This window comes from Bartonella sp. CL434QHHD, from assembly GCF_042195145.1.
GTDB lineage: Bacteria > Pseudomonadota > Alphaproteobacteria > Rhizobiales > Rhizobiaceae > Bartonella.
Genome location: NZ_JBHINT010000036.1, coordinates 38009 through 64086 on the forward strand (window position 1 = coordinate 38009; position 26078 = coordinate 64086).

Annotated in this window: 27 protein-coding genes; 7 read left to right on the plus strand and 20 right to left on the minus strand. The window is 40.9% G+C overall.

The annotated features are described in order from the left end of the window. Positions 1 to 805: 805 nt before the first annotated feature. The 3 genes from ACFILN_RS06430 to ACFILN_RS06440 form a co-directional block, all read right to left on the minus strand. The gene (locus ACFILN_RS06430; RefSeq protein ID WP_375671104.1) at positions 806 to 1201 is read right to left on the minus strand and encodes a hypothetical protein; all 396 of its coding nucleotides are present in this window, start codon (positions 1199 to 1201) and stop codon (positions 806 to 808) included. A 658-nt stretch (positions 1202 to 1859) separates the two neighbouring features. Further along, positions 1860 to 3095 carry an MFS transporter gene (locus tag ACFILN_RS06435; RefSeq protein WP_375646295.1) on the minus strand — a complete coding sequence of 412 codons (1236 nt, stop codon included), beginning with the start codon at positions 3093 to 3095 and terminating at the stop codon, positions 1860 to 1862. 428 nt (positions 3096 to 3523) lie between these two features. Next, positions 3524 to 3757, minus strand: a complete 234-nt coding sequence (locus ACFILN_RS06440) for a hypothetical protein (RefSeq protein WP_375658166.1) — start codon at positions 3755 to 3757, stop codon at positions 3524 to 3526. An 896-nt stretch (positions 3758 to 4653) separates the two neighbouring features. Here ACFILN_RS06440 and ACFILN_RS06445 point away from each other — a divergent pair. After that, positions 4654 to 5025 carry a helix-turn-helix domain-containing protein gene (locus ACFILN_RS06445; protein ID WP_375667384.1) on the plus strand — a complete coding sequence of 124 codons (372 nt, stop codon included), beginning with the start codon at positions 4654 to 4656 and terminating at the stop codon, positions 5023 to 5025. A 382-nt stretch (positions 5026 to 5407) separates the two neighbouring features. On the opposite strand, the gene clpB is transcribed toward ACFILN_RS06445, so the two are convergent. The 4 genes from clpB to ACFILN_RS06465 all read right to left on the minus strand — a co-directional run bounded on the left by clpB (position 5408) and on the right by ACFILN_RS06465 (position 8992). Next, a complete protein-coding gene (clpB, locus tag ACFILN_RS06450; RefSeq protein WP_375631423.1) occupies positions 5408 to 7987 on the minus strand; it encodes an ATP-dependent chaperone ClpB in 2580 nt (859 codons plus the stop codon). Positions 7988 to 8056: 69 nt separating this feature from the next. Beyond that, complete coding sequence (locus ACFILN_RS06455; protein WP_375631424.1) at positions 8057 to 8359, minus strand: hypothetical protein; 303 nt, start codon at positions 8357 to 8359, stop codon at positions 8057 to 8059. A gap of 251 nt (positions 8360 to 8610) precedes the next feature. Next, positions 8611 to 8739, minus strand: coding sequence for a hypothetical protein (locus ACFILN_RS06460; RefSeq protein WP_375658169.1), 129 nt, complete (start codon positions 8737 to 8739; stop codon positions 8611 to 8613). A 118-nt stretch (positions 8740 to 8857) separates the two neighbouring features. After that, positions 8858 to 8992, minus strand: coding sequence for a hypothetical protein (locus ACFILN_RS06465; RefSeq protein ID WP_375666977.1), 135 nt, complete (start codon positions 8990 to 8992; stop codon positions 8858 to 8860). 1460 nt (positions 8993 to 10452) lie between these two features. On the opposite strand from ACFILN_RS06465, the gene ACFILN_RS06470 reads away from it, so the two are divergent. After that, positions 10453 to 10824 carry a helix-turn-helix domain-containing protein gene (locus ACFILN_RS06470; RefSeq protein WP_375631426.1) on the plus strand — a complete coding sequence of 124 codons (372 nt, stop codon included), beginning with the start codon at positions 10453 to 10455 and terminating at the stop codon, positions 10822 to 10824. Positions 10825 to 11254: 430 nt separating this feature from the next. Here the strand turns inward: ACFILN_RS06470 and ACFILN_RS06475 are convergent, their stop codons facing one another. From ACFILN_RS06475 to ACFILN_RS06500, 6 genes are all read right to left on the minus strand, one after another. Further along, a complete protein-coding gene (locus ACFILN_RS06475) occupies positions 11255 to 12463 on the minus strand; it encodes an MFS transporter (RefSeq protein ID WP_375671121.1) in 1209 nt (402 codons plus the stop codon). 881 nt (positions 12464 to 13344) lie between these two features. Next, the gene (yacG, locus tag ACFILN_RS06480) at positions 13345 to 13626 is read right to left on the minus strand and encodes a DNA gyrase inhibitor YacG (RefSeq protein WP_273790829.1); all 282 of its coding nucleotides are present in this window, start codon (positions 13624 to 13626) and stop codon (positions 13345 to 13347) included. A 21-nt stretch (positions 13627 to 13647) separates the two neighbouring features. Then, positions 13648 to 14361, minus strand: coding sequence for a Maf family nucleotide pyrophosphatase (locus tag ACFILN_RS06485; protein ID WP_375657827.1), 714 nt, complete (start codon positions 14359 to 14361; stop codon positions 13648 to 13650). A gap of 235 nt (positions 14362 to 14596) precedes the next feature. Then, positions 14597 to 14815, minus strand: coding sequence for a translation initiation factor IF-1 (gene infA / locus ACFILN_RS06490; RefSeq protein WP_004857577.1), 219 nt, complete (start codon positions 14813 to 14815; stop codon positions 14597 to 14599). Positions 14816 to 15062: 247 nt separating this feature from the next. Continuing rightward, positions 15063 to 15248, minus strand: a complete 186-nt coding sequence (locus ACFILN_RS06495; protein ID WP_375637696.1) for a hypothetical protein — start codon at positions 15246 to 15248, stop codon at positions 15063 to 15065. Positions 15249 to 15636: 388 nt separating this feature from the next. After that, the gene (locus ACFILN_RS06500; RefSeq protein WP_375631466.1) at positions 15637 to 15780 is read right to left on the minus strand and encodes a hypothetical protein; all 144 of its coding nucleotides are present in this window, start codon (positions 15778 to 15780) and stop codon (positions 15637 to 15639) included. Between the two features lie 1232 nt (positions 15781 to 17012). Here ACFILN_RS06500 and ACFILN_RS06505 point away from each other — a divergent pair. Next, the gene (locus ACFILN_RS06505; RefSeq protein ID WP_375637695.1) at positions 17013 to 17384 is read left to right on the plus strand and encodes a helix-turn-helix domain-containing protein; all 372 of its coding nucleotides are present in this window, start codon (positions 17013 to 17015) and stop codon (positions 17382 to 17384) included. A 1198-nt stretch (positions 17385 to 18582) separates the two neighbouring features. Here ACFILN_RS06505 and ACFILN_RS06510 read toward each other — a convergent pair. The 3 genes from ACFILN_RS06510 to ACFILN_RS06520 form a co-directional block, all read right to left on the minus strand. Then, complete coding sequence (locus ACFILN_RS06510) at positions 18583 to 18705, minus strand: hypothetical protein (RefSeq protein ID WP_375637694.1); 123 nt, start codon at positions 18703 to 18705, stop codon at positions 18583 to 18585. Between the two features lie 710 nt (positions 18706 to 19415). Further along, positions 19416 to 19991 carry a disulfide bond formation protein B gene (locus ACFILN_RS06515; protein WP_375631463.1) on the minus strand — a complete coding sequence of 192 codons (576 nt, stop codon included), beginning with the start codon at positions 19989 to 19991 and terminating at the stop codon, positions 19416 to 19418. A gap of 10 nt (positions 19992 to 20001) precedes the next feature. Further along, positions 20002 to 20154 carry a DUF5993 family protein gene (locus tag ACFILN_RS06520; protein ID WP_273790835.1) on the minus strand — a complete coding sequence of 51 codons (153 nt, stop codon included), beginning with the start codon at positions 20152 to 20154 and terminating at the stop codon, positions 20002 to 20004. Between the two features lie 824 nt (positions 20155 to 20978). On the opposite strand from ACFILN_RS06520, the gene purE reads away from it, so the two are divergent. After that, positions 20979 to 21476 carry a 5-(carboxyamino)imidazole ribonucleotide mutase gene (gene purE / locus ACFILN_RS06525; protein WP_273790836.1) on the plus strand — a complete coding sequence of 166 codons (498 nt, stop codon included), beginning with the start codon at positions 20979 to 20981 and terminating at the stop codon, positions 21474 to 21476. 1 nt (position 21477) lies between these two features. Then, positions 21478 to 22788 (plus strand): 5-(carboxyamino)imidazole ribonucleotide synthase, encoded by a 1311-nt coding sequence (locus tag ACFILN_RS06530; RefSeq protein ID WP_375671106.1) that lies wholly within the window; start codon positions 21478 to 21480, stop codon positions 22786 to 22788. Positions 22789 to 22957: 169 nt separating this feature from the next. Here the strand turns inward: ACFILN_RS06530 and ACFILN_RS06535 are convergent, their stop codons facing one another. Then, positions 22958 to 23119: a hypothetical protein gene (locus tag ACFILN_RS06535; RefSeq protein ID WP_375671108.1), complete on the minus strand. Its 162-nt coding sequence runs from the start codon at positions 23117 to 23119 to the stop codon at positions 22958 to 22960. A gap of 359 nt (positions 23120 to 23478) precedes the next feature. After that, the gene (locus ACFILN_RS06540; RefSeq protein ID WP_375671110.1) at positions 23479 to 23640 is read right to left on the minus strand and encodes a hypothetical protein; all 162 of its coding nucleotides are present in this window, start codon (positions 23638 to 23640) and stop codon (positions 23479 to 23481) included. Between the two features lie 1099 nt (positions 23641 to 24739). On the opposite strand from ACFILN_RS06540, the gene ACFILN_RS06545 reads away from it, so the two are divergent. Continuing rightward, complete coding sequence (locus tag ACFILN_RS06545; protein ID WP_273790838.1) at positions 24740 to 25114, plus strand: hypothetical protein; 375 nt, start codon at positions 24740 to 24742, stop codon at positions 25112 to 25114. Continuing rightward, the gene (locus ACFILN_RS06550; protein WP_375637692.1) at positions 25107 to 25280 is read left to right on the plus strand and encodes a hypothetical protein; all 174 of its coding nucleotides are present in this window, start codon (positions 25107 to 25109) and stop codon (positions 25278 to 25280) included. The genes ACFILN_RS06545 and ACFILN_RS06550 overlap by 8 nt, the downstream gene beginning before the upstream one ends. A gap of 64 nt (positions 25281 to 25344) precedes the next feature. Here ACFILN_RS06550 and ACFILN_RS06555 read toward each other — a convergent pair whose 3' ends face one another. Together ACFILN_RS06555 and ACFILN_RS06560 are read right to left on the minus strand one after the other, a co-directional pair. Further along, positions 25345 to 25599: a hypothetical protein gene (locus ACFILN_RS06555; RefSeq protein ID WP_375658317.1), complete on the minus strand. Its 255-nt coding sequence runs from the start codon at positions 25597 to 25599 to the stop codon at positions 25345 to 25347. Beyond that, complete coding sequence (locus ACFILN_RS06560) at positions 25593 to 25739, minus strand: hypothetical protein (protein WP_375658318.1); 147 nt, start codon at positions 25737 to 25739, stop codon at positions 25593 to 25595. Before ACFILN_RS06560 ends, ACFILN_RS06555 begins: the two co-directional genes overlap by 7 nt. Between the last annotated feature and the right edge of the window lie 339 nt (positions 25740 to 26078).

Genomic DNA, 26078 nt, shown 5'->3' on the forward strand with positions numbered 1-26078 from the left:
CATACAATAACAATATATTGATTTATAATGATAATTTAGCATTATTTATATTGATTGAGAGTTCCGAATATCGTAAGATTCTCTCATTTCAAGTCCCTCCCATGTTGAATCAATCAAAATCATTCGCTTCCACGTTAAAAGCGAGGAGAGCCCGTGTAAAACTATTAAGAAAGGAGTAAAAATGGCTCTTATGAACCTTTCCAAGAGCTGTCACAACATTAGGGGCTAGCAAATATAATGATAATACCCAGCTTGCTTCTTCATAAGTGTAAAGATAGGGGTGCTCAATGGATTTATCATTATACCATGACAAAAAACACGCACAATATATAAATCCACAAATCCCTCACTTCACTCTTACAGATTCACATTTTTACGCTTTTACACATTTACAAAACGCAGCCAAAGGAAACTCCCAAACCACCACGCGACAATTTGATAAAAACAAAACACCTTTCCAACAATCTCAAACAACAGATTTCTGTAAAGAGTTCATATGAATTTGATTGTTTAGATCTGACTATTAGATTGGCATATAGAGCCGTAGAACAGAAAGTAATTTTCTATAAGACAGAAACGATAAAAGCGCTATATAACTGAGACAGAACATGAAGGATTGCAAACAGATAAAACGACATCTTTCTTCGTTACAACACTGAAATTGTAAACGAGACGACGAATAATTGTCGTCTGAATATGCAATTTTCATATCTGCAAATTTTTATTGATTAATTTAATCCCAACACTTCCCCTGAAACACATTTCTTCATTATCTACTTCTTTGAGACAAACCGGCAAAGGGGTTTCATCTATTATAAGTGCGAATATAATAACGCGTTACTCCAACCTCATCATAAGAAACCATAGACAAGATACCTGTCTTTATTGGCATTATTTGATAAGTCAAGATTACACCATTTTGCTGTTTGTTTGGTTGATCTGTATAGATCACGTTATATCCATTCCGTCGCAAGAGATCAATAAATACAGGAGTAAAGTTGTCTTCTGTTTTATTTTTTTTCACAATAAGTGTTGTTGTAGCGGGCGGTAAAGGTTTTTTAAGATTACGAACAAAATCGTTAGCAATTAATTTTATATCATCTTGCGTAATATTTGGACTAACATAACTTGATGAATAATTATTGATAGATGCACAACCAGCCACCAAGACAAGAGGCAACGGAAATAAATATTTTGACATCTTAACTCCCCTATTAATTGTATTCTCTTCTGAGAAGCTCCTACACCAGAAATAAGAGCATCCTTTCAAAGAATAGCCTTAACAACATACTGCTTTACTATCAAGCATTAGTTAATCACTTTCTCGCTTGTTTAAAAAAACGACCACCATCTCTCATAGTACTCAAAGCTTATGTTTAAGACACAAAATATATATGTTAAAAGTACGAAAAAACACATGTAAAGCATATAGTATATGTATACTTACTTTCATGGTGTGTTGCATTACATAAACCAACGCACAGCACCCTTCATTTCCCCTCCATTCACGAAGACACTTCCCCCAATCCTCGCACCAAATTCCACGCCCCTAAAAGCCCAAAGTGACAAAAAACACGCACAATATATGAACCCATAAATCCTCCACTTCACTTTTACAGATTCACATTTTTACGCTTCTCCACATTTACAGAACAAAGCCAAGGAAAGGTTCACCACCCCGTACCACTCTATAAACAACGGTCTGTAAAGAATTCAAATGCTTGCCTAGCAAGTTTCCACCACTGACCACTCATTCGTTTCAGATCACCCCCTTCAAAAAGCGGTGTTTTTACCTCATGAATAAGATAATGAGCGAACCGTCTTTAAAAAAAAGAAACGGCATGGAGATATCAAATATATCAATGGTCGTCATCGACTGTCGTGTTAAGAGGTGTTAACTCTTTATTTTTCTTAATTTTTACAACGCCAATAATTCCCGTGGAAATAATTAATGCGGACATCGCTAAAAAAGAGCTTAACAATCCCACGAGTGCCAAAAGTCCAGCAATAAAGCCAGACATTGCTTCCGCAGAGTTTGCTAAAGTTGAAAAGGTTCCAAAACTCTTACCAAAATCTTCACGACGAGAATATAATTGAATAGCTGAGACTAAACCAATATCCACAAAGGCACCAATAAATCCTAAAACAAATGCTAACACGAGAAGGAATTTTAAATAAATTTCTGCAGCTAAGGGCATAACAAACAGAATAACCCCATAAAGAAGCCAAAATATCATGAGCTTCAACGAAGTAATATTTAATATAATTTTACTATATAACAAACCACCAACAATAGTTCCAACAGCCATGAGAGAAAAAATATAACTCACAAAGCTTTCCTCTCCCCCCACAAAAAGAACAAAAGCTGGAATTAAAAATCTTAAAATTGCACCCGTAAAGAGAATAGCAAACGACGATCCAACGAGCGTAATAAATAAATTATTATTTTCTGTAGAAATATATTTAAGATATGAAGCTGTTTCTCGATAAATTTTTATAAAATTGAATGATTTATTCTCGCTTGAATTTAAATTCATGAGATTAAATAACATGATAATAGATATAAAATAGGTAAAAAAATCAAAAATGAGTACTGCCGATTTATTTGCTAAAAAAAGCAGTATGGAACAAACCAAAGGGCCAATGACGGCTGCCGTTTCCATGATAATTTGAGCAATGCTATTGGCCTTTGTAAGATCTTTTATTGAAAACATTCTGGGAATAGCAGCTTGAAAACTTGGTTGGAAAATACTTCTTCCTATCGTTGTACATATTGCTGCAAAAATAAGAACAATGATATGTGCCGTACCTGTTATATAAGTTATAAAAACAAACAATGAAGCTAATAATCTAACAACTTCACTTAAGATCATATTTTTCTTCAAAGAAAAATTATCCGCTAACCAACCTCCTATAGGGCCAAAAAAGAGAAAAGGGATAAATCGAAAAAAATACACAAGACCTGTAAAAAAGGTGTTATCTGTTAATTCTAAGACCAGTAAAATAAAAACAACTTCATAAGCATAATCACCAACTTTGGAAATAAAGAGAGAGCAAAAAAGAGCTAATGGACTCTTTTTTAAAAACAAATTCATATCAACCATCCGATATTAAACTTTTCTACACTTAAAGTTACACTTCCTTCGATACAATTGGTGATATGAACTTCAGAAGAGTCTTTTATTCTAATAAATCGCTTAATAAGTTAAGTGAAAGTTTTTAAAGAAATACTCTCTTGATATAAGCATTTACTCTAATATCAAGTAATATATTAATTTTTCTTGCTTATTTGCTTTAAAAAAAGAAAGAATGTAAAAATTATGAGATCAAAATCTGCTATATTAGTACACTGACTTCCAGCCCACGTCTCAAAGAATGAAAATTCCCAACCAGCACTAATCTACAATCCCACGTCAAAAAGCAGCTTTCCCCACAAAATAAAGCTTACACCCACCCACTCCTCAAACGACAGCACTTCGTCAGGCTCGACAAATCAAACCCTATCTTCTTAAGCCGCCATCCTTCACACATCTCTTTGCAACACCCGCCTTACCCACACTCTCCTCTTATCCATGCGGACTCTCTTCATCCTCCATTCCCCCTTTTTCTCTCCCATCACACACTTAACAACTGAACACCCCTCTTCCTCTAAACGTCTCCCTCCATTCACGAAGACACTTCCCCCCAATCCTCGCACCACATTCCACGCCCCCAAAAGCCCAAAGTGACCAAAAACACGCACAATATATAAATCCACAAATATATAAATCCATAAGTCCTCCGTTTCACTTTTACGGATATACGTTTTTACGTTTTTACATCTTTACAGAACGAAACCAACGAAAGGTTTACCACCCCGCACCGCTCTATAAACAATAGTCTATAAACGAACCCAGCTTTTTGCCTAGTACCCTTACAGTCTTCAGACACCCCCCCTCAAACGACAACACTTCATCAGGCTCAACAAATCAAGCCCTGCCCTCAAATATTCTAGCTCTTCACTCCCCCTAAAAGAGCAGTGTTTTACAGCATAATAGAATAGAAAATTCTTGATTGTTCTTGCCAATTTTCTGAAACTACTTTATTACTTAAAGGGTGAGTTTGGTCGTATACGCGACGATCAATAGGGAACTGAAAGCCCGAAACCTCGATACATAAGAATGAACCCACTTTTGTGGGTGTCCCGGGATTCCGGGAGATTTTGCTATGTCCAGGTGCGATGAGCACTAAAAGCAAAATGCTGATTCGAGGTCAGTGCTTTCAGGCTCCCGGAATACCAATGCGAGGGCGCTCGCAACCGGAGGGGGTGCTTGAAGTGCCAACCAAAAATCCATATTTTGCACTTTTTTAAAAAGTACCCAATCTTATAGTCTTTGATATTATTTTAATTTTTCTTGCCAATTTTCTGAAATTGCCTTATGAATTGACCTGTGTTTTTGATCGTATACGCAGCGGTCAAATAGGGAGCTGAAAGCCCGAAACCTCGATACATAAGAATGAACCCACTTTTGCGGATATCCCGGAATTCCGGGAGTTTTTGCTATGTCCAGGTGCTTCCCAGCACTAAAAGCAAAAAAACTGATTCGAGTTCAGTACTTTTAGACTCCCGGAATATTAATGCGAGGGCGCTCGCAACCGGAGGGGGGGCTTGAAGTGCCAACTAAAAATCCACATTTTATCGACATTCTGATAGGCAAAAGAATCCATCACAGACGCATTGCAATGGGAGTTTCCCAAAAAGAATTAGGATGCCATTTAAGCGTCAGTTTCCAACAAATCCAAAAATACGAAAAAGGCTTAAACCGTGTAAGTGCCAAATGTTTACTGGAAATCGCCCAAAAACTAGAGGTTCCCGTAAACTTTTTTTATGCAGACATTGCCACAAAAGAAGATCTTTCAACAAAAGAAACTCTCTTACACCACAATCAAGAAACCTATAGCGAAAAAGAACAGGCACTTTTAAAAAACTTTAGAGAACTTCAGCCGAAAAAACAAAAAGCAATCTTGTGGTTGATTTCTGATTAAGCAAAAGCGCAACGATCAACATTATTCCATTCATATTCCCCTTAAGTCGAATTCAAACCAGCTCCCCTCAAAGAGCAATATTTTACGGCGGATAAACGGCATTTCTCTTTAACGCTTTTACGCACAAAGCAATAAAGCAATCCCGCTTGTGACTTCACTTATAACATTGTAAGAAAATAGCTTTCACGACAAACAGAAGTAAAAGAATCCTACGATATTCGAGAACGCTCATTTAACATGCAAAAACACCGACCACTCCCTTTGCTTTGCAATAAAACACCGCTGTTTCATCGTGAATTTTTCTAAATCAGCACGCTTCAAAGAGCGGTGTTATCGCATAATAGGATTATCACCGCCCTTTATAGCGTGAATTTTTCCACACTTAATCTTCAGGCAAAAATTCCAACCGATCTCCTTGTTTTGTAATTTTCACCGTTGTCTCATCATGAATTTTTCCAAATAAGATATTTTCCGCCAGTGGGTCTTGAATTTCTTTTTGGATAATCCGTTTAAGCGGACGCGCACCATAGAGCGGATCATAGCCCTTATCGGCAAGAAATTTTCTCACCTCTGGCTCGATTTGCAAAGTTATTTTGCGTTCATTGAGCAAATTTTGCAAATGTTCTATCTGAATATCGACGATCGCTTCCATATCGTGACGTTGCAGCCTTTGAAAGAGAATAATCTCATCAATACGGTTTAAAAACTCAGGACGGAAAGCCGCTTTAACGACATTCATGACATCATTTTTTGCCTGCTCAACGGTTTGCCCTTCAGGCAAAGCAGTTAAAAACTCAGCACCAAGATTAGAAGTCATAATCAGCAAGGTATTGCGAAAATCGACGGTACGTCCTTGACTATCGGTCAAACGTCCCTCATCCAACACTTGCAACAAGAGATTAAAAATATCAGGGTGTGCTTTTTCAATTTCGTCGAATAGAATGACCTGGTAAGGTCTTCTACGTACAGCTTCGGTCAGCACCCCACCCTCTTCATATCCAACATATCCAGGTGGCGCCCCAATCAGCCGCGCCCCAGCATGCTTTTCCATATATTCCGACATATCGATGCGCAACATGGCATTGGAGTCTTGGAAAAGAAAAGCGGCAAGTGCTTTGGTTAATTCGGTTTTTCCCACACCGGTAGGACCCAAAAACATGAAAGAGCCAAGCGGGCGATTGGGATCTTGCAACCCTGCGCGCGCACGGCGTACAGCGCGAGAAACAGCTTGAACAGCCTCTCCCTGCCCAATCACACGTTTGCTAATTTCATCTTCCATACGCAACAGCGCCTCCCGTTCTGCCTCCAGCATTCGATCAACAGGAATACCGGTCCAGCGTGAAACAATCCGCGCCACATGTTCAGCAGTAACCGTCTCTTCAACGAGATGATTTTGTTGATCATCATTTTCCGCAATGCTCAATTGTTTTTCGAGTTCAGGGATAACGCTATAAGCGAGCTCTCCAGCGCGTTGGAATTGTCCATCACGTTGTGCAATAGCCAAAGCATTACGAGCTTCTTCGAGTTGTTTTTTCAAATCAGCAGCATGCCCTAATTTTTGTTTCTCAGCCTGCCAAGCACTTGTCATCTCAGCGGACTGTTGTTCCAATGTTTTGAGTTCCTCCTGCACATTTTCCAAACGTTCTTTTGCTGTTGGCTCGACATCTGTTTTCAAAGCTTCCCGTTCGATCTTCAACTGTAAAATACGCCGATCAACAGCATCGAGTTCTTCCGGCTTTGAATCGACCTGCATGCGCAACCGTGCCGCCGCTTCATCGATAAGGTCAATAGCTTTATCCGGCAAGAAGCGATCCGTAATATAGCGGTTAGACAAACGCGCCGCCGCAATCAAAGCACTATCAGCCAAGCGCACTTTGTGATGTTGTTCATATTTTTCCTTAATACCGCGCAAAATAGAGATAGTATCCTCCAAAGAGGGTTCCGGTACAAAGACAGGCTGGAAGCGTCGTGCAAGAGCAGCATCTTTTTCGACATATTTTCGATATTCATCGAGCGTAGTAGCCCCCACACAATGGAGTTCTCCGCGTGCAAGAGCAGGTTTTAACAAGTTGGAAGCATCCATAGGACCGTCAGATTTTCCAGCCCCAACGAGATTATGCAATTCATCGATAAACAAAATGATCTGCCCATTTTCAGCTTGCACCTCTGCCAACACCGCTTTGAGGCGCTCTTCGAATTCCCCACGATATTTTGCACCAGCGATAAGCGCTCCCATATCCAACGCATGAAGCTGTTTATCCCGCAAAGTTTCAGGCACATCGCCATTAACAATGCGCAATGCCAACCCTTCCACGATAGCTGTTTTCCCCACCCCTGGTTCACCGATAAGCACAGGATTATTTTTGGTCCGCCGTGAAAGCACCTGAATAGTGCGGCGGATTTCCTCTTCCCGCCCAATCACAGGGTCGAGTTTTCCTTCACGGGCATCTTTTGTGAGATCACGGGCATATTTTTGCAAAGCATCATATTGGCTTTCGGCATGGGGGCTTGTTGCTGTTTTTCCCTTCCGCAAATCATTAATAGCCTCATTAAGCGCCTGCGCTGTCAACCCTCCGTTTGTAAGAATATCAGCAGTTTTTGCGGTCTTTTCCATGATCAGCGCTTGCAACACACGCTCAACGGTCACAAATTGATCACCGGCTTTTTTCGCCAAATCTTCCGCCATGTTAAAGACTTTTGCCAACGGCTGAGAGAGATAGAGCTGTCCATTCCCCCCTTGCACTTTAGGCAAAGCATCAAGTGCTTCGTTAAGCGCCTTTCGAATAAGAGTAAGATCACCACCCGCTTTTTGGATCAGTGATGCTGCCAATCCTTGAGAATCGTCTAACAACACTTTCAACAGATGCTCCGGCAAAAACTGCTGATGATCAGAAGCAAGGGCACCACTTTGTGCTGATTGTAAAAAACCCTGCACGCGTTCGCTATATTTTTCCAAATTCATTTTTTTTCCTTAAATCTCAAGCCACCACCGCACTTTAAATTCCCCCAACATTCCACAAAAGAGACATCTTCAAAGGACAGCCCACCCCCCACAAAACACCGCAAATGATGCCGCATGAAGAAGAACCGTAGTGCTAAAAAGAATATGGGTTTTTACACGCCTCATAGCAAGAGGGAGAAAAAAATACGCTATCAATTTAAACAAAAACCGCAACTCCCCTATACGCCCCACCAGCCCAGCCTCCCCACCAGCCCAGCCTCCCCACCAACCCAACCCCAACCGGCCTAGCCCCACTATTACAGTCTCTTCACCCCCAATGCTCCCATCGATGTCAGACAAAAGCCCACCATGACAAAAACACGCACAACACATAGCCCCCCACTCCTTTTTCACAAACACATTTTTACGCTTTTACATCTTTACAGAACGAAGCCAACGAAAGGCTTACCACCCCACACTGCTTTGTAAACACTGTTCTGTAAAAGAACCCAGCTTTTTGCCTAGTACCCCCCTTACAGTCTTCAGACTCCCCTCCTCAAACGACAGCACTTCATCAGGCTCAACAAATCAAGCTCTATCTCCTTAAATCACCATTCCTTCACGCATCTCTTTGCACCACCGCCTTACCAACACTCTTCTCCTATCCATGCGCACTCTCTCCATTCTCCCTTCCCGTTTTTCTCTCCCGTCACACACTCACAACTTAACAGCACTCTTCCTCCCAACTTCCATTCACAGACTCTTTCCCTCATTTATCTCGCCACATTTCTCACCATGACAAAAACACACACAACACATAGCCCCCCACTCCTTTCTCACAAACACATTTTTACGCTTTTACATCTTTACAGAACGAAGCCAACGAAAGGTTCACCACCCCACACCGCTCGATAAACACTGTTCTGTAAATAATTCAAATACTTGTCTAGCAAGTTTCCACCACTGACCACGCATTCGTTTCAGATCACCTTCCATTCCTCCCACACTCTTCTCCAACCAACGCACTCAACAACACTCTTCATTTCTCTTCCAGTCTGGCACCTCCCCCAATCCTCTCACTACATTCTATGTCAGACAAAAGCCCAACGTAACCAAAACACGCACAATATATAAATCCACAAATCCTCCGCTTCACTTTTACGGATATACATTTTTACGCTTTTACATCTTTACAGAACGAAGCCAACGAAAGGTTCACCACCCCACACCGCTTTGTAAACACTGTTCTGTAAACAATCCAACGTCTTATCTCAAAGGCCCCCTACTGATCACTTTGTATAGTTATCACCCACCCCACAAACGAAACTGTTTCATTAGACTAGACAGATAAGTCCAGCCTAAAACATTTATCACACACTCTAAAAAACGCCTAAATGTGAATATTGATATGCTGATATCACACCCCTCCAAATAGCGCCGTTTTATGGCATAACAGAATAGAAAATTTTTGATTGTTCTTGCCAATCTTCTGAAATTACTTTATCACTTAAAGTGTCATTTTGATCGTCTACGCAGCGATCAACAGGGAAAACAGGCCCTAAACCCTAGCGTACAATTGAGCCTACTCTTGTGGGTTTCCCGGAATTCCGGGAGTTTTTTGCTATGTCCAGGTGCGTTTCCGCACTAAAAGCAAAAAGCTGACTAGGGTTCAGTACTTGTTGCTCCCGGAATACCAATGCGAGGGCGCTCGCAACCGGAGGGGGTGTAAAGTTCCAACCAAAAATCCAAATTTTATCGACATTCTGATTAAGCAAAAGACGCGATTTATAATCCATATTTCGCACTTTTTTAAAAAGTACCCAATTTTATAGTCTTTGAGATTATTTTCATTTCTCTTGCCAATCTTCTGAAATTACTTTATTGATAAGCACGTGTTTTTGATCGTCCACGCAACGACCAAAGGGAACTGAAAGCCCTAAACCTAACGTACAATTGAGCCCACTTTTGTGGGTATCCCGGAATTCCGGGAGATTTTGCTATGTCCAGGTGCGTTTCCGCACTAAAAGCAAAAAACTGACTAGAGCTCAGTATTTTGACTCCCGGAATACCAATGCGAGGGCGCTCGCAACCGGAGGGGGGGCTTGAAGTGCCAACTAAAAATCAAAATTTTATCGACATTCTGATTAAGCAAAAGACGCGATTTATAATCCATATTTCGCACTTTTTAAAAAGTACCCAATTTTATAGTCTTTGAGATTATTTTCATTTCTCTTGCCAATCTTCTGAAATTACTTTATTGATAAGCACGTGTTTTTGATCGTCCACGCAACGATCAATAGGGAACTAAAAGCCCTAAATCCGAGCGTACAATTGAGCCTACTTTTGTGGGTATCCCGGAATTCCGGGAGTTTTTGCTATGTCCAGGTGCTTTAAGCACTAAAAGCAAAAAAACTGACTCGGATTCAGTACTTTTAGACTCCCGGAATACCAATGCGAGGGCGCTCGCAACCGGAGGGGGGCTTGAAGTGCAAACCAAAAATCCAAATTTTATCGACATTCTGATAGGCAAAAGAATCCGCCACAGACGCATTTCAATGAGCCTTTCCCAAAAAGAATTAGGAAGCCATTTAGGTGTCAGTTTTCAACAAATCCAAAAATACGAAAAAGGCTTCAATCGTGTAAGCGCAGGATGTTTACTCAAAATCGCCCAAAAACTGGAAGTTCCTATAAGCTTTTTTTATGCAGACATTGCTACAAAAGAAGATATCTCAACAAAAGAAAATACCCCACTCCGTGATCAAGAAACCTATAGCGAAAAAGAACACACTCTTTTGAAAAACTTTAGAGACCTCCAGCCAAAAAAACAAAAAGCAATCTTGTGGTTGATTTCTGATTAGGAAAAAGAGCAACAATTAACATACCCCTCTGCCTAAAGTTTCCCATACCTGATATCACCATACCTCCAAGAGTGATGTTTTATGGCATATAAGATAATTCACACTATAGCTTGTTTTCTGTTTCCATTATTGCGTCAAGCCAAGCTGATTGAGGATTAGCAGCTGAGTTTTTAAGTTTGACTATTCGTAGCAAAGCGGAGTTAAACAAAAATGACATTATCGCTCAAAACCATGCCCCCTATTGAGTTTACGAGACGGTAGAACAGTGTCAAGAAAACAAAGCCCCGAAAAAAAACAAAAATATGAGCGGTTAAGTAAAAATTAAAAATTGAATCTATAACGTTGAAAAAGCTGCTCTATGTTGGATTATCTCCACGTCCTCTAAACCTCAGAAAAATGATTTAAAACATTTGTTTCGTTGATGAGCCAATCATTGAGATCGAACAATAGACAAAGAACGGTTCACCAATATCCTGATAGCCAATAAACAGAATAATCCACTCAATCCAGAAAGAAGGAACAATTTTCCAGCCGAAGTGTGACCTAAAACAAACGCTCCAACAAACGGCGCCACCAACATAGCTAAATTTTGTATAGACTGCACCCAGCCGGAAGCCAATCCAATCTGTTCATTGAAATTGCTTACCAGATAAACATTAGAAGATATGGAAAAGTAAGCACTAACCATTCCAATAAGGAAAAAACAGAGCAACAAAGTCTCAATACGGAGTAAATCAAAGTAAAAAAAGCACACTGAGATCATGACAAAACCAATCATTGTTGACATTGCCGGCATTAACAACTCCGATATTTTGCCTGTAAGGGGTTTATGCTTTGATTGTTTCACACGCCAAAACCCATAGAGAAAATTACCAATCGCTGAAGCAGATACCAGCATTCCAAGAGTCTGTTTATTCATTTTCATTGTGCTGAGAATAACGGGCAACTGATTATTCACCATAAAGACCATGGAAAAATACACAAACACCACCGCCACATAGGCATACCAAGCTGTCCCATAAAGCCTCTGCTGTGCTTGCGTGGTATTCGCTTTTTTTATTCTTAGCGACGAGACAGGTTGTGCACAAAGACAACAAAACACGATAAAGCCTAGCAATGTCAAAAATCCAGAAAATAATAAAGTATAGGTATCTGATAAAAGTACAGACAGAGCACTCCCCAAAGCAGGTCCTATCATCTTTGCTGCGCTATTGATCATGTTAAGCACAGAATAGTAACGAGTCCGTCCGTGTTCAGGCACAGAATTTGCACTAAGAACGGAAATTGCAGGCATGGCTAGACTGTTGAATGTCGCTCGAATAACTGCCAGTATAATAAATCCTTGCAGACTCGTCGCCAGCAATAAACCGACAGTACATAGCGCCCGTAACAGCAGTGACGCCCGCAACCAATGGATCATAGAACGGTGACTTACCAACATTCCAATTGGCTTCGACAGAACGATACCAGGGAATAATGTTGCCGCTCCAATAAAAGCGACATCATATTGATTAGCTTTCCAAGTGAACACAGATACGGTCAAAATCACGATATAATCAATCCAGCCCCCAAATGACACCATACCATTACCCAGCAAAAGCACCAACAAGCGATTTTTTATTGCCCCACCTCTTTGCACCAAAACACACTCCCCTCTTTTTTCGTTAGCAATACTGATTAGATGATCAATTTTTCCTCACACCCTAAAAGCACCAACAACTTTCACGCAACAAAGCACCAACAAGCGATTTTTTATTGCCCCATCTCTTTGCACCAAAACACGCCCCCCTCTTTTTCCTTAGCAATACTGATTGAACTATCAATTTTTTCTCACACCCTAAAAGCACCAACAACTTTCACGCAACAAAGCACCAACAAGCGATTTTTTATTGCCCCACCTCTTTGCACCAAAACACGCCCCCCTCTTTTTCGTTAGCAATACTGATTAGATGACCAATTTTTCCTCACACCCTAAAAGCACCAACAACTTTCACGCAACAAAGCACCAACAAGCGATTTTTTATTGCCCCACCTCTTTGCACCAAAACACGCACCCCTTCTTTTTCGTTAGCAATACTGATTAGATGATCAATTTTTTCTCACACCCTAAAAGCACCAACAACTTTCACGCAACAAAGCACCAACAAGCGATTTTTTATTGCCCCACCTCTTTGCACCAAAACACGCACCCCTTCTTTTTCCTTAGCAATACTGATTAGATGATCAATTTTTTCTCACACCCTAAAAGCATCAACGACCTTCCTGCAACAAAGCACTATCGACCTTCCTGTAACAAGGCAATTTATAATTATCCATGGAAACCACTGGGGATAAGTCTTAGATATGTATTAAAACTTCCATCGTTGATTGAACTTAATCTGCGTCTTTGCGAATGACGACAATAACCAAGCCGTTAATCCAGCTCTTGAATCCATTGATATAGGATAATCCCGCGCGCCTTCCTTTAGCTCCCACACAAAAAAACGCTCTGAGCGTCCTCTTCTCAAGAGGAAGCCCCCTTTATTCTTCTTCATCACTTTTCTGTGGAGGAGGCGGTAAAATATAAGAGCCTGAAAGCCAACGATTAAGATCAATGGCTCGGCACCGTGTGGAACAAAAAGGATATGAAGATTTTTGTGACATTTGACCACAAATAGGACAAGGATGCGGAGGACGGGTCTCTTTTTGCAAATTTAGCTCTTTTTGTTCTTGGCGCACCTTTGTCTTCTGCTCGTTCATTAACTTTTCTTCTGTTCCTTTTTTTTCATTTTTTTTCTCTTTTTGTTGCTTTTCACCTTGCATTGAACTTGCCTTACAGTTTTTCTAATGCGTTTCTTCAGCCCAGTGAGTGAAAAGTGGATAGTGATAAGCGATCAAGAGATCGGCTGTTTCAGCCAAAGGCAATCCCACAACATTAGAATAAGATCCCCTGATATAGACAACAAAAGCACCGGCTTTTCCTTGGATAGCGTAGCCACCCGCTTTCCCTTGCCATTCTCCTGAAGCAAGGTAAGCCTTCATCATGGCAGAGGTTAAGCGTCTAAAACGGACACGACTTTCAACCAATTTTACGGTTATTTTTCCATGTTCATTGAGCGCACAAATAGCGCCATAGACCTTATGCGAACGCCCAGAAAGGTATCGTAAACATTCATAAGCCTCATCCTCGCTTTCTGGTTTGGGGAGAATGGTCCGCCCCACAGCCACCACCGTATCAGCCGCTAAGATAATCATTTTCTGTCCAGGTAATTTTTCTTGACCATTCTGCAACTCGTCTTGACCACTCTGACTGTACCAGCGCAAAATCTCTTGGGCTTTCAGCGCTTTTTCTTTTGCCAAACGTTTGGCAAGCTTTGCAGGATGTTCTTTTAATTTTGGTGTTTCATCAATATCACTTGCATAAACCTGCTGCGGATCAATCCCTATTTGTGCCAAGAGCGCTAAACGCCTTGGCGAAGCGGAGGCAAGCACCAAATGAATTTCTTCTGTAAGAGTATCTGCCAAACGTTTTTCCCCCCACTCTCTTATATTTCTCATTTCCACCCCTTCACAATTGACTTCCCTCTCACCCCCCTTTTACGCACCCCCTTTTAAGCGCCCCCCTTTAAGCACCATTAATCTCCTTATCCTTTTTTTGCATTGATTTTACAGTTTTTCAAGGACCTTCAAATACTTCCCTTTTTTCACTCATGAAAAGCAAACTAAAAAACTGTTAAAAAATAATAGAAATAATATGATAGCTTTTAGAAAAAAGCACAAGCCACCCACGAGGCTACTTATAGCGATATGTAATACGCCCTTTTGTCAAATCATAAGGTGTCATTTCCACCATGATTTTATCACCGGCCAACACCCGTATACGATTTTTCCGCATTCTACCAGCGGTATGGGCAATAATTTCATGATCATTTTCCAGTTTCACACGAAACATCGCGTTAGGTAAGAGTTCAGTAACGATACCAGAAAATTCTAAAACTTCTTCTTTTGACATAAACAAACATTTCCTTTACAGTGCACATATTTTGTTAAGCTGCGCGTTATTTCCAGCGTTCATACCCTATTTTCTTAAGTTTGTGAATAAAAATTCCACAAAAAGGGAAAGGTTTTTCAAGTTTACTCTCTCATGTTCTCAAAAAACATCACCTCACACCTTAAGAATCAAAACTTTCTCTCCACCAATTTTACCCGCTAATTTCCTTCAATTTTTATGATGATTTTGGTTTCAGTATGACAAGAAATTACGCTAATTTTTCCCCTAAAGCATTTTCCCAATACCTCTGACTAATCCCTCCACAACTTACAAACAATCCTCCTCCCTCCAACTTTTCCTCACCTTCCGCCTTCCACACCTTAAACATGCGCCCTTCAGATAAACACCACTCCCCACACCAAAAGCCCCCTCCTTTTTTCAAAACCTTGTCCATTCTTCACACACCATTCACAACATGCTTCACCGCCCCCCTACACACTCTATGTATTCCCGTACACCCTTGCCCCATTTTCCTTCTCTCCACACATTTCCTCTAAGCCACTCCTTTCATTTATGTTGCTCTCCCTACCTTCGAAAACACGATCCCCATACATTGCGTATCATTAACCACAACGCCCCTAACAACATAAAGCCTTTCCTTTTTTGCACATTTCCGTTTTCACGCTTTTACAGATTCACAGAATAAAGCCAAATGAAACTTCCACCCCACGCCGCTCTATAAACAATAGTATTAACCCAGCTTCTTGCCTAGCCAATCTCCCCCAAGCACTTCAGATCACCCACCCACGGACTTCAGATCCCCCTCAAATGACACCACTTCATCAAGTACCATAAAAGCAAAGCGCTATCTCCTTCACACCATCCTTCACGCATCCCTTCGCACCACCGCCTCTTACCCCCTCTAGTCTGTTCATTCCTATTCCGCCCCCACACTCTCTTCTCCCTTCAATCTCCCTCCGCTTCATCCCAGCTTACCACTCCATTCACAGAAACTCTTTCCCCATTTATCTCACCACATTCCATGCCATGCCAAAAGCATACACAAAGCACAAATCCTCTACTCCTTTTTCACGAATATACGTTTTCACGCTTTTACAGATTCACAGAATAAAGCCAAATGAAACTTCCACCCCACGCCACTCTATAAACAATAGTATTAACCCAGCTTCTTGCCTAGCCAATCTCCCCCAAGCACTTCAGATCACCCACCCTCAAACGAGCTTATTTCATCAAACGCGACAAAAAAATCCAGCCTAAAATATTCATCACACTCTAAAAAAACACGTTGATAAATTGATATGCCGGATATCACCACCCCTATAAGCTCCCCTTCTAATCATGATTTCGGAGCCGCGTGAGAGGGACAAAACAAGCCGTTAAGTTCTTGGGTCAAGGACGCCGTTAGGCGCCATGTAATGGTCTCCTTGACCTTAAGAACCTAGGATTGTTAGTCCCCTCATTAAACGCGGGTCTGATCTCATGATTTTGGTGAGCGTTCCGGAGAGTTTGAGAGGCGGAAAGCCTCTCATTAAAAAATAAAGTTTATAAATAAAAACTATTTTTATTTGCCAATCTTCTGAAATTACTTTATCACTTAAAGTGTAAGTTTGGTCGTATACGCAACGACCAATAGGGAGCTAAAAGCCCGAAAGCTTAATACATAAATTTATCCCGCATTGCGAGTATCCCGGAATTCCGGGAGATTTTGCTATGTCCAGGTGCGTTTCCGCACTAAAAGCAAAAAGCTGATTTAGGTTCAGTATTTTTGACTCCCGGAATACCAATGCGAGGGCGCTCGCAACCGGAGGGGGGCTTGAAGTGCAAACTAAAAATCCAAATTTTATCGATATTTTGATAGCAAAAAAACGCGATTTATAATCCATATTTCGCACTTTTTTAAAAAGTACCCAATCTTATAGTCTTTGAGATTATTTTGATTTTTCTTGCCAATCTCCTGAAATTACTTTATTGATAAGCACGTGTTTTTGATCGTCCACGCAACGATCAAATAGGGAGCTAAAAGCCCGAAAGCTTAATACATAAATTTATCCCGCATTGCGGGTATCCCGGAATTCCGGGAGATTTTGCTATGTCCAGGTGCGTTTCCGCACTAAAAGCAAAAAGCTGATTAAGCTCAGTACTTTTAGACTCCCGGAATACCAATGCGAGGGCGCTCGCAACCGGAGGGGGGCTTGAAGTGCAAACCAAAAATCCAAATTTTATCGACATTTTGATAGGCAAAAGAATTCGTCAAAGAAGAATTGCCATGAGGCTTTCTCAAAAAGCATTAGGAAACTATTTAGGCGTCAGTTTCCAACAAATCCAAAAATATGAAAAAGGCTTCAATCGTGTAAGCGCAGGGTGTTTACTCAAAATCGCCCAAAAACTACAAGTTCCCATGAGCTTTTTTTATGCAGACATTGTGACAAAAGAAGATGTCTCAGTAGAAAAAAATGCCTCACACTATGATCAAGAAACATACAGCGAAAAAGAACATTCACTTTTGAAAAATTTTAGAGAGCTCCAGCCGAAAAAACAAAAAGCAATCTTGTGGTTGATTTCTGATTAAGCAAAAGCGCACACAAAGCATAAATCCTCCGCATCATTTTACATTTTACGGATCAACGTTTTGATGCTTCTCCACATTTACAGAAAGCAGCCAAATGAAACTTTCAAATTCCCCTCGCACCACTTTGTAAACATAGGTTTGTCAACAATACAGCTTCTTGCCTAGCCAATCTCCCCCAAGCACTTCAGATCACAACACCACAAAGGATAATGTTGCATCAAACGCGACAGATACGTCCTATTTTAAAATATTCTTGCCCCTTTGTTACCCTAAAGTAAGATCACACAAAGCACCGGTCAATCTCACTTCAAAAGCAACTTTCCCCACCCCCACACCCTCTCTCCTCTCCCATCAACACAACCCGCCTCTTCATCCCAACTCCCCCTTCCCTTCATAAACTCTTCATCCTCACACCCTCTCTCCTCAACACCCCCACCTCTTCACCCCCCAACACCCTCTCTCCTCTCCCATCAACACAACCCACCTCTTCACCCCCACACCCTCCTCTCTCGTCAACACCCCCGCCTCTTCATCCCCCCCAATCTTCTCTCCACATTCCATACCATGATAAAATCATACACCACGCATAAAGTCCCAGCTTCCTTTTTTACATATTTCCGTTTTTACGCTTTTACGTATTTACAGAAAGCAGAAAATCTGTAAAAAATGCATTACACAATAACGTATTCAACAACTGTCATTAAAATCTCGCCTCCCTTTTCATCTAAATCCCCCCTATTTTCACTTAAATCATAGATATAAACTGCCCTATTATTTGTATTGACCAGCATAAAATTTTTTGACAAATTCTAGCGATCAAAAGGGGTTGTAAGAAGCATTTTACGACTTTTAAAAGAATTTTTATTTACATCCAGTGCTTTTTGTAACGTAGAAGAGTACATTTAATTAATTGACTATAAGAAAGTTTGAGATGAGAGAAGCTTTTCGTTTTTCTCATTCAACATTCGCAACGATAACTTATACTTATAAGTCAATATTTTTTCGTAATATAAAACGCACCAAAAGGAATAGACTTGCGTTGCATATTCACACGCTTATTTTAAAGAAAGATCTCTCAACGCTCGTCACACCCATTTTGCAAAACGCCGCCCGTAAAGGAATGGTTAAAGCCCCCATGAAGTGTATAAAATCCTTTCAGCCCCCTTATCTTTACGCTTATGGAGAAACAAGTTTACGCTTATGGAAGAACGAGGCTGGCATCATCACAAAAACTCTGCCAGCTCCCAATGTTGCAGACAGCCTTCGGTTCAAGAGACTCTTCATTAAAGGCATGCCTTTCTTGTACAGTTTTGCCCCACATGCCCCCCCGCTTATGATGTACAAGCAAGTAATTTTAATTGATTTAATATAAGAGAACTGGTGATGAGAAATTTTTATTATATTCAGCGAAGTGCTTTATGTTAAGAATGGTTATTTATCATTATAAATCAATATATTAATAAAAAAAGAGGCATCATCAAGACGCTTACCTTTTTCTCAAAAAAGGCTTCACACTGAAAGAAAACATCTAAAAGTTAGATAAAAAAAAAGGTTTGCCTCTAATAAACAAACCTCTGCAGAAAATTATTCACATAACTTTCAAAATTTTAAATTAATCCCTCTAGAAGCAATAAAAACACTTTAGAAGCACCAAAATGAATACAAAAACTTATTTAACACAATGTTACGAAAAATCAAGAACAAAAATTTTTTATCGTTAATGCTCTAAAAAAACGAGGCTTCTTAACCCACGTGGCTCAGCAGTCCGGGGCTTCTCTACAAACGCCTCCAAGCCAATCAATCCCTTCATCTCTCTCAAAAGACAGCATAAAAGGTGCACAGTACAAGTCTTCGCTAAAAAAAAATATCAATCGCCAGCGCTCATAAAAGCCAGCGTTAGTATAAAAGATCAGATTATCGAACAATCTTGCTAAAATGTCTTCCCAATAAATAAAAAAGAAGCGGATTTTTAAATATTCCGCCTCTTTAACAATAAAAATTACGATGAGGGATTATTAAACAAATTCGAAACTATGAAGGGAACCAACTTGATAACAACTCATACCTTACAGGATCATCGGCACATTGCCCACCACCACATTCCAGTATGGTAGAAATCAAATTTGCCGCAATCAAAAATACAAATAAGAAACTTGCTGCTTTACTCAAGACTGGAAAAGGAGAAAATTCTTTGAACTTGTGTGCCAATTCGCCTAAAATCATGACAAATGAGACAGCAAAGATACAAAGGACAGAAATAATGAAAGCCCAAGTATAAAAATGCAATCCAAAAAACGTTGAACCGTATCCTAAATCATCGGGTGTGATATGCAAAAACACTTGTCGTGCTGCCACAGCACTGGTTACCATACAACCGAGAATAACCATACCATAATGGGTATTTTTCACCTTATGGTGAATATTGAGCAAGAACCCACAACCTGCCAGTATCAATCCAACGCGCTGCAGCAAACAAAGGGGACAAGGTAACTCAAACTTTACCAATTGATAATAAAAAGCCACCACCAAGACAATGGATAACCCAAAGAGTCCTAGCGTATTCATAAAGATGACGAAGTGAGGGTTTTTTTGTTCAACATGTTCCATGGCTATTCTCTCAAAAAGATAAATTTAAAGTAGAAGTTGCGTGATGATTGAAAGTGAGAAGAATGACAACGAATAAAATTGCCCACAAAGCATAACTTATATTTTTTTTACCACACATAGTCGTTACAGCAGTACCTAAAGCGATTAAAAATGGAAGAAACATAGCTTTTAAATCTCCTTTACATCCGTTGTTTAACTCTTATTTATTTCAGCGTTCACCATATTACAAAATTGGGCAAAAAAGAGACCATAGATTTATTATTCACAATTCGTCATTCGCGATTGATATTGCCATTATATTTAAGGGAAAAACGATATAATCGCTAAGAAACAGATCTCAACAAAAGCGTTAAAAGCACAAAAGCGTTGATTATTCGCTTCCCCTTAATATCAGCCATTGTTAAATATATATTGACAATTATAAAGATTATATCCCCCCACTCACAAAAGAATCACTTGAACAACAAAATAAATAGGCTTTGAAATCGAGAGATATACATCTCTTTATTTCTCAAAAGAATATCTTTATTTCTCAAAAGAATATCCTCACTTTGCAACGCATTTTCGCCATAAAAATCTCTTTTTCTCATAAGCAATGTTTCAAATTGCAACAGATTTTATATCATATGGTGATCTTGTTTATTTTAGCAAATAAAAAGTAAGACATTTTTTTAAAAAACTTATAATCAATGTATTTTTCCCAATATATTTTTCCCTTTTACAATGCCGCAAGCTTAACAGCCTCATGGATCCAACACCACCCCTTAACACCTCTCCTCAAAATTCATCTCCCCCCAAAAAAAGAAGTGCTTCATGCCTTCAATACTTTAGTTTTTCATCTCTTGGTCTCCCCCTTTAAATTTTTAGCTTTCCACCTTATTTGAAAAATAACTGTTTCTCTGTCATCAATTGGCTTTGCAAAGAGAATATAAAACTTTAAAAAAATAATGATAAAGAATCGCATTGAACCTTTGAAAAGGATAGTGAATGATGAAAAAATCATGTGATGTCGCGATTTTAATGGGGAGCCAATCGGATTGGCAAACGATGTGCCATAGTGCAGATATTTTGACGAGTCTTGGTATTTCTCATAGTTCGCATATTGTCTCAGCACACCGAACTCCTGAACGCCTTTATCAATTTGCAAAAGAAGCAAAAGAAGCAGGGTTTAAAGTTTTAATTGCCGGAGCGGGGGGTGCAGCGCATCTTCCAGGTATGTTAGCAGCCCTTACTCCTCTTCCTGTTTTTGGCGTTCCAGTGCATTCTCATTCTCTTTCTGGTCAAGATTCTTTGCTTTCAATCGTGCAAATGCCAGCAGGGATACCCGTTGGCACATTAGCAATTGGCAAAGCAGGCGCAATTAATGCAGCACTTTTAGCCGCAGCCGTTATGGCCGTTTATGACCATGATCTCGCCCAACGATTAGAAGATTGGCGTCAACAACAAACAGCCAATGTTGCCCAAACGCCTGTAACGGAGGTTTAAAATGGCACCGTTTTTCAACGCCCCCTCAGCCAACGCCGCCCCCTCAGCCAACACTACTCTCTCCTCCAACGCCACCCCTTCAGCCAACGCCACTCCCTCAGCCAACACTACTCTCTCCTCCAACACCACTCCCTCAGCCAACACCACTCTCTCCTCCAACACCACTCCCTCAGCCAACACCACTCTCTCCTCCAACACCACTCCCTCAGCCAACACCACTCCCTCCACCATGTTACCTCCAGGCAGCGTCATTGGTTTAATCGGGGGCGGACAATTAGCACGGATGCTCGCCATAGCGGCCGCAGAATTAGGATTTCGAACCGTTATTTTTTGCCCTGAAGCCGATTGCCCAGCCGCTCAAACAGCAAACAACCATATTGTTTCCTCCTATGACGATACATCAGCTTTAGATCATTTTATTTCTCAATGTGATGTTGTCAGCTATGAATTTGAAAATCTTTCTCTTCAAACGGTTCAATATGTAGAAAAGAGTAAGCCTGTTTATCCTTCTTCCAAAGCATTAGAGATCACGCAAGATCGACTTTTTGAGAAGCAATTTTTGCGTGATCAAGGGATTGGCACCGCGTCATGGCACGCTATTGACAATTCTTCTTCTCTTCTTTCCGCTCTTGATACTTTAGGCGGACGTGGTCTTTTAAAGACGCGTCGTTTTGGTTATGACGGCAAAAACCAGATCAAGCTTGATCACCCCAATGAACAAACCCTTGACGAAGCCTTAAGGACTTTTCAGGAACAGCCTTGTATTTTGGAAGAAATAGTTCCTTTTTTATCGGAAATTTCGGTTCTTTCTGCCCGCACAAAACAAGGGGAACATATTTTTTATGATTGCCCTGAAAACCAACACAAACACGGAATTCTTCATAAATCCTTTGTTCCATCCCATATTCCACTTGACGTGCAAAAAGCAGCTCAAGAAATCAGCTTAACAGTCATGGATGCCCTCGATTATGTTGGTGTTCTTTGTATTGAGTTTTTTGTCTTAACGGATGGTCATCTTTTAGTGAATGAATTAGCGCCGCGTGTCCATAATTCTGGTCATTGGACACAAAAGGCATGCATAACTTCACAATTTGAACAGCATATCCGTGCTATTTGCGGACTTCCCTTAGGCAGTCCCTATCGCCATAGCGATTGCCAAATGACCAATCTTCTTGGTAACAATTTTAGCACGTTAAAATATTTTCTAAAGCAAGAGCACACCTCGATCCATTTATATGGCAAAAGCACTGTTCACCCCCACCGCAAAATGGGGCACGTCATCCAATTATTGGGACCAGCCAACAAATCTTAAGCCCACATACATACAAATGCTTTTTCACACTATCTCCCAATGAACTGAAAAAACAAAGCTTCACCCCACACCGATATCCAGCGGCTTCAACAGCGCCCCTAACCTTTTAATTCGCCCTGAAAGGGCGTGAAGCCCTCCTACAAGCTCCTTCTCTTCCATGCCCCCACCCTCAAAGATACAAAACCACACCAATCAACAATCCAACAGCTCCCCTTCCTTTTCTCAAAAAAGTCCCCCCACGGCTAAAAACAATCCACCAGCCCCCAAGTTCATCACCCCTCCACCTTCCACCGCATAAATATTCCCCCATAACAAAAGCTTCACCCCACACCGATATCCCGCGGCTTCAAAAGCGCCCCTAACCTTTTAATTCGCCCTGACAGGGCGTGAAAGCCCTCCTACAAGCTCCTTCTCTTCCATGCCCCCACCCTCAAAGACACAAAACCACATCAATCAACAATCCAACAGCTCCTCCTCCTTTTCTCAAAAAAGTCCCCCCACGACTAAAAGCAATTCACCAGCCCCCAAGTTCATCACCCCTCCACCTTCCACCGCATAAATATTCCCCCATAACAAAAGCTTCACCCCACACCGATATCCCGCGGCTTCAAAAGCGCCCCTAACCTTTTAATTCGCCCTGAAAGGGCGTGAAGCCCTCCTACAAGCTCCTTCTCTTCCATGCCCCCACCCTCAAAGACACAAAACCACACCAATCAACAATCCAACAGCTCCCCTTCCTTTTCTCAAAAAAGTCCCCCCACGGCTAAAAACAATCCACCAGCCCCCAAGTTCATCACCCCTCCACCTTCCACCGCATAAATATTCCCCCATAACAAAAGCTTCACCCCACACCGATATCCCGCGGCTTCAACAGCGCCCCTAACCTTTTAATTCGCCCCTGACAGGGCGTGAAAGCTCTCCTACAAGCTCCTTCTCTTCCATGCCCCCACCCTCAAAGACACAAAACCACACCAATCAACAATCCAACAGCTCCCTCCTCCTTTTCTCAAAAAAGTCCCCCCACGGCTAAAAACAATCCACCAGCCCCCAAGTTCATCACCCCTCCACCTTCCACCGCATAAATATTCCCCCATAACATACGCAGCCCCTTCATTTTTCTTTTAATGCCAATCTTTAGGCCTTTTAATTCCAACCTTTAGAGGATAAACTTACCTCTTGCAGCCTATAGAGAGCATTCTAACAATGCGTTCTCATTGCCTCTAGTCTCCCTTCTTGTGTTCATTCTTTCACAAAAGTGCCAAGCGCCGCTCCGCACCACCCCTTGAGTTTCATGTCAAAGATATAATTACAGTACTAAGCTTATCCATCATAGCAATATCCTCTCTCCCCTCATAAGGCGATATTACCTGTGTCGTATTTTCTAGAGCTTGAAGCGTCTCTCCTTATTTCATTTCGCAATAAAGCTTAAAATAGCAGATAAACATACAACTACACACCGAAAGAAAACCGTAAATTTAGCTTACACTCTAAAACAACAACCGTTTAAAATATCACTCACTTTAATATCTGTAATATTTGTCACCTTCGTTATGTCTATCGCCTTCGTTCTTTCCCCTATAAAGTTACGTTATTCAAATTTGAGCGCCTAACCGCGCTCAAGGACGAAGATTCCTGTGCCGATCTGTCAACAATCAAGCTTTTCTTAAGTAAATTCAACCGGCTAAACACTTCAATATTAAATGCCTCTTCGCCTGTAGTTTAGTGATAAAATATAATTGTACTCACAAAACGAATCTTTTATACAGCGGCACGAAAAATTGTACATGCCTCATAATAATAAAGGGAAGATGCGCTACAGACGTAGCAAGTCATTCGTATTATCATTTTAACAAGTACAGAAATCTTTTTTCATTTCATAAAAATAGTCTGAGAAACTGAGTTATTCGCTTTATCAAAAAACAAAACCCTCAAGAAACAAACGAATATCAACATGACAAAACCAAACCTATCAAATGCATCACCAAAAGAACAAAATGATACATCTTCTCAATGGGACTTAGTCCTCGATATCCAAAAAGAAGTTAAGGAAACATTAAAGGCTGGTGTTGTTTCACTGAGAGAGTTTATATTCATAATTTTTATAAGCGTCTGTTTATACATTTTCCTCTCAATATTAGGCAGTGCGGATAAACCTCAGATGAATGTAGCAACTGCAATCGGGCTGATATGCGCATTAATTCTGTACGGTTCGATACCAATCTTTTTGGTGCTACGGATCATAGTAAAGAAGAAACTGAAAAAAGTAATGAAACAACTAGATGAAGCGGTTGCTAATCAAAATACAATAAGGAGAGAAAATGACTGAAGCTATAATATTAGGACGCATTCTAGGGATCCTTGGCGGTTGTGCAATAATAACATTATCCGTTTGGCTTGTTTATTCTACCATTAAATATCGAAAACTGTACCGTAAAGCGCTTACAGGACTAAACTTAGCAATTCAAAAATGGAATAAAGAAATTAATAAATAAAAAAAATCGTGAAAAACGTGGTATTAAAATACCATAATTCTTATTTTCATATTTCTAGACGTATTTAATGTGATTCCCAGTTATTGAAGGCCCATATTGAGGGTATGAGATTTTTCATAAGGGGACGTTTGAAACTATAGGCACGGCGTACACAAATACAAGAAACAATTCCAACGGCGCCCCCTCTTCCCCCCACTTCAAGCATTTCAGCCGGCGCACGTACCTGACAGGGTTTCACAAGCCCCCACAAACAAGCCCCTTGCGTTTTAAGAAGCCCCCCCTTGCCCTTAACGACAAAAAAACCACACCACTTCAACAATCCAACGGCGCCCCCTCTTCCCCCACTTTAAGCATTTCAGCCGGCGCACGCACCTGACAGGGCTTCACAAGCCCCCACAAACAAGCCCCTTGCGTTTTAAGAAGCCCCCCCTTGCCCTTAACGACAAAAAACCACACCACTTCAACAATCCAACGGCGCCCCCTCTTCCCCCCACGTTAAGCATTTCAGCCGGCGCACGCACCTGACAGGGCTTCACGAGCCCGCAACAAACAAGCCCCTTGCGTTTTAAGAAGCCCCCCCTTGCCCTTAACGACAAAAAACCACACCAATCAACAATCCAACGCCTCCCCCTCTTTCCCCCCAACTTCAAGCATTTCAGCCGGCGCACGTACCTGACAGGGCTTCACGAGCCCCCACAAACAAGCCTCTTGCGTTTTAAGAAGCCCCCCTTGCCCTTAACGACAAAAAAACCACACCAACTTCAACAATCCAACGGCTCAACAGCGCTCCTGATCTTT